A 3,741-nucleotide genomic window follows, 5' to 3' on the forward strand; every position below is an offset into this window, starting at 1 on the left:
GCCTGACTGGAACTGGAAACGATTCTTCACGGCAGCCTCCTCGGATGGAATGTGCCGTGATTATATGAACCACCTACGACGTAATATGTCGCGCTTGTCTTCCAGCGGAAGATTGGCGCTAATCAGGTTTCTTTAAAACCCATGAGCACCTCTGCCGCCTGCCCTACATGTGTCAACCATTTGTAGGTATTGTGTCCCCGGAATTCGCCCCAATGCTCGACCCGGCTGAAGAAAAGGCCCTGGCCGAGGAGGGGATGGCCGAGGAGCTCGAAAAATGGCCGGAATATTAAGAGGAGAGGTGCGCTGGGCCGACCTTAACCGGGTGCGAGGCAGTGAGCAAGGCGGTATGAGGCCGGTACTCATCCTGAGTCACGACATTTTCAATGCCCGCTCCGGGACCGTGATAGCTGTGGCAGTCACGAGCCGACCTCCGCGAGCTGGCTTTCCCCTCACCCTCAAACTCAACGCTTCAGCGCTTCCGAAAGCGTCCTGGCTGAAAATCAGCCAAATTCGCACTCTCGCTATTGAGCGTATTGGTGACAAGCTAGCCGATGCGACTCCTGAGGAAATTGCCCAGGCAGTTGAGGGGCTGAATGAAATAATCGGATAAGTGGCTTGATCGGACCCTGCGCGGAGGTGAACTGACCCTCCCAGCCATCAACAACATCAGTAATATGAAAAGGAGGCAGGTTACATAAAGTAGCCGTCCCCTTTTGCGGTCTGACGGCAAAATTGTTGTCGATATCAACCGGAATCCGCACTATTGAAGCCGCGTTAGTACCTGGTTTCGAGAGTTGGCTCCGGTCTTAACTATTATTTTTCTCATATGATTTTTGACTGTGAATTCGGAGATGAACAGTTTTTTCGATATTTCCCTGTTTGAACACCCTTTGCAAACGAGTCCTGCAACCTCGGCCTCTCTCCTAGTCAGCCCGTAATCTCTTCGGGACCTCTCAAGATGAACCTCATGCCGCTTGATGATTTTTTCGATTAGGAACAGGATATGAGCCTCAAGTCCGCCTCTGTCGTCGTCACCGATCAGGAATGGGCGCACCGAGTAGGAACCCCCACGTGGACTCTCCACGACCAAATTTTCCAGTTCCCCCCCCTCAAGACCCAACCGCGTTTCAGAAGTCCCCGTCAGATAGGAAAGGTAGTTTTGAATCTTATCGCAGACAACCACCTCTCCAAACTCTGGCACCAGATGCGCGACCTCCGCATCGAGTGCTGATTCATTTGAAAATAACAATCTACCTGCTAGATCGAAGATCAATATCCCTGGAGTTTCGCGCTCCTGGATTATTTCTAAAAGCGTGTTCATATGGTCAGAGAGTTTACAAGACTAACAAAAGAAATCAAATCCGGGCCACGAAATTGGCACCTTTGAGCTATTTATTTGTCTAACGATACCATTACAGTTTTGGGGTAGTGAGAGAGTTCCACGGACCGTTTGACAGAAAGGATCCGTTCTTTGTGCTGACAGTCTCAAGGGGGGCGGGCGGAACAAGCTCTCTCGGCACCAAAAGAGGAGGAAATGATGACAAAGCGAACGAAATGGCAATTGGTAGTGGGTATTTTTTGCGGATTAATGGCAGTGACAATTCTCACACCTTCCGGATTTGCTACCGCGGCGGACGCGGCCCCTGCGGCAGCCCCAGCGGCCCATGCCAAAGAGATGGAGAGGGACCACCAAAGGGGATGGCATGTCTCCTTTGACAGAGTCCTGAGATGGATGACGGGGGAGGATGCGGACGATGAATTCGGCGTAGGCTGCCCCGGGAAGGACAAGGTGAAGAAAGCTGAGAAAAAGGAAGAAGCCCTCGCGGCCCCTGCGGCACCCGCCGCTAAATAGGAACTGATCTGAGTAACACAAAGGGCCTTCAGCCCCATGGTCTTGGCGGACTCGCCCCCTTTGAGTTCCCCTTTGCGCACTAGCTGTTTTAGCCTGCCAGTGGTTTCCGAATGTAGGCTTAGCCTCCCAGGAAAACCCGGAATTAACGATATCCACCGAAGGAGGAAGTGATGGCAAACTTATTCACTATCTTGCTCGGAGTGATCTTCTTGGCAGCGACGATGTCGGGATGCGGCGGCAGTGGTGGCGGCAGTAGCATCGGAACCGGAGGGACGCAGCAGACAGTTGCCGCGGTCGCCGGGAGCGATAGCGCTATAGTCACCGGTGGCACCGTGATGCTTGACGGCAGCGGCAGTTCCTGTACAAGCGGCCAGCCTCTGACATACGTTTGGAAATTTGCCTCTAAACCGTCCGGAAGTAACGCCACCATCTCTACCCCCAACGCTCCCACAGCCAGCTTTGTTGCCGACGTCGAGGGCAGCTACACCGTCAAACTGACGGTGACCGACAGTTCGGGAAACACAGACACGGACATCATCATTGTCACCGCCGGAAGCAGCAACCTGCCGCCGACAGCGCGCGCAGGAACCGACCGGACTGTGGCAACCGGTAGCACGGTAATCCTGGATGGTGGCGGGAGTTCCGATCCGAACGGAGATTCTCTTACCTTCGGTTGGACCTTGATGACCAAGCCGACCGGAAGTGCGGCCATTCTTTCCAATCCAACTTCGAGCATCTCGACCTTCGTTGCGGATGTCGCTGGCGACTACACAGTACAACTCGTCGTCAACGACGGCATAATCAACAGCGAGCCCACCCTGGTGACCGTGCACGCCACTGCCCAAGCCGTGAACCACTACGTTATCACTGCAGAAAGCCCAAACGATGCCAATGAAAATACGTCCAGTGGGGGGGCGACGTACTACGACGGGACATCGGCTAGCATAGTGGGCGGCGCCAGTGAGACCTGGTACATATACTATGGAACGACATCCTACTTGGTATCGTACACCTATGGTCTCCTAGAGATGGCGCTTGGCCAGATCCCCACCAATCAGACTGTAAAAAAGGCGGTGCTCCACCTGTACGTGAATAAGGTCACGCAGGTCAACAATTCCGACCCGTACCTCGCTCTCCTGCTCCACCTCCACGGCACAGGATTCTCCGGTAATGCCACTTACGACTGGACGCATGCGTATGCGCCGTTATCGTCATCCGAATCCGTTTACAAGTTCCCATCCGGCTCCCTTGCTGGTTGGCAGGCCTGCGATGTCACGCCCCTAATCCAGGCGGATGTCGCTGCTGGATCGGCGTGGGCGCTGTTCGCACTTTGGCCGACACAATGGATGGACGTCATGGACAAGCAGAAGGCAAAAGGTATCTCCGTTTCCAGTGCAGATGCCGGAACCGATTACGCTCCGTACCTGGAAATTGACACTACTTCCAAGTGATAGACTTTCCACGTGCGGCCAGGGAGATCAGGAGTCGGTCAGTGGAATGGAGCCCGAAAGCCGAGGTCACTCCTAGAGTGCTCACGTACTTGATATTTGACATTTGAACCGGCATCAGAGTGAACCAGGGCGCAAATATCAACTACGCTCCCCACGGTGGCCCAGTAGTATGTGCGGGTAATTAGATGCTGGCATAAGCCACAGGCACCCCGCTATAAGAAAGACTGCTTGTGCCAAGCCTCAGATGCCTATCAAGAGCATCCGGCGGTAGACGCGTGACGACCAACTAACCGTCTTCTTTAGTTAGGTTGCGTATTCCGCGGCAAGCCGGCCACCGATTCCGATCGAAGTCGGCCACCCATTCCGATTCAAGCCGGCCATCTATTCCGTTTGATTCCGGCCACCCCCTGAGCTCCTTCCTCCATCCCCGCCTTTAGC

4 protein-coding genes are annotated in these 3,741 nt (G+C 54.3%); 3 read left to right on the plus strand and 1 reads right to left on the minus strand.

The genetic code is table 11. The annotated features are described in order from the left end of the window. Window positions 1–274: 274 nt before the first annotated feature. Window positions 275–610 carry a type II toxin-antitoxin system PemK/MazF family toxin gene (locus ACYVL5_RS23355; RefSeq protein ID WP_460597951.1) on the plus strand — a complete coding sequence of 112 codons (336 nt, stop codon included), beginning with the start codon at window positions 275–277 and terminating at the stop codon, window positions 608–610. Window positions 611–760: 150 nt separating this feature from the next. Here the strand turns inward: ACYVL5_RS23355 and ACYVL5_RS23360 are convergent, their stop codons facing one another. Continuing rightward, window positions 761–1,321, minus strand: coding sequence for a LuxR C-terminal-related transcriptional regulator (locus ACYVL5_RS23360; protein WP_460597952.1), 561 nt, complete (start codon window positions 1,319–1,321; stop codon window positions 761–763). A gap of 216 nt (window positions 1,322–1,537) precedes the next feature. On the opposite strand from ACYVL5_RS23360, the gene ACYVL5_RS23365 reads away from it, so the two are divergent. Both ACYVL5_RS23365 and ACYVL5_RS23370 read left to right on the plus strand, forming a co-directional pair. Next, window positions 1,538–1,852 carry a hypothetical protein gene (locus ACYVL5_RS23365; RefSeq protein WP_460597953.1) on the plus strand — a complete coding sequence of 105 codons (315 nt, stop codon included), beginning with the start codon at window positions 1,538–1,540 and terminating at the stop codon, window positions 1,850–1,852. A gap of 170 nt (window positions 1,853–2,022) precedes the next feature. After that, a complete protein-coding gene (locus ACYVL5_RS23370; RefSeq protein ID WP_460597954.1) occupies window positions 2,023–3,303 on the plus strand; it encodes a PKD domain-containing protein in 1,281 nt (426 codons plus the stop codon). Window positions 3,304–3,741: the final 438 nt, after the last annotated feature.

This window comes from Geomonas sp. Red276, from assembly GCF_054784495.1.

Bases quoted from the DNA above. Each gene is read 5' to 3' on its own strand.
- ACYVL5_RS23365 (WP_460597953.1), top strand. From the start codon at position 1,538: ATGACAAAGCGAACGAAATGGCAATTGGTAGTGGGTATTTTTTGCGGA.
- ACYVL5_RS23355 (WP_460597951.1), top strand. From the start codon at position 275: ATGGCCGGAATATTAAGAGGAGAGGTGCGCTGGGCCGACCTTAACCGG.
- ACYVL5_RS23370 (WP_460597954.1), top strand. From the start codon at position 2,023: ATGGCAAACTTATTCACTATCTTGCTCGGAGTGATCTTCTTGGCAGCG.
- ACYVL5_RS23360 (WP_460597952.1), bottom strand. From the start codon at position 1,321: ATGAACACGCTTTTAGAAATAATCCAGGAGCGCGAAACTCCAGGGATA.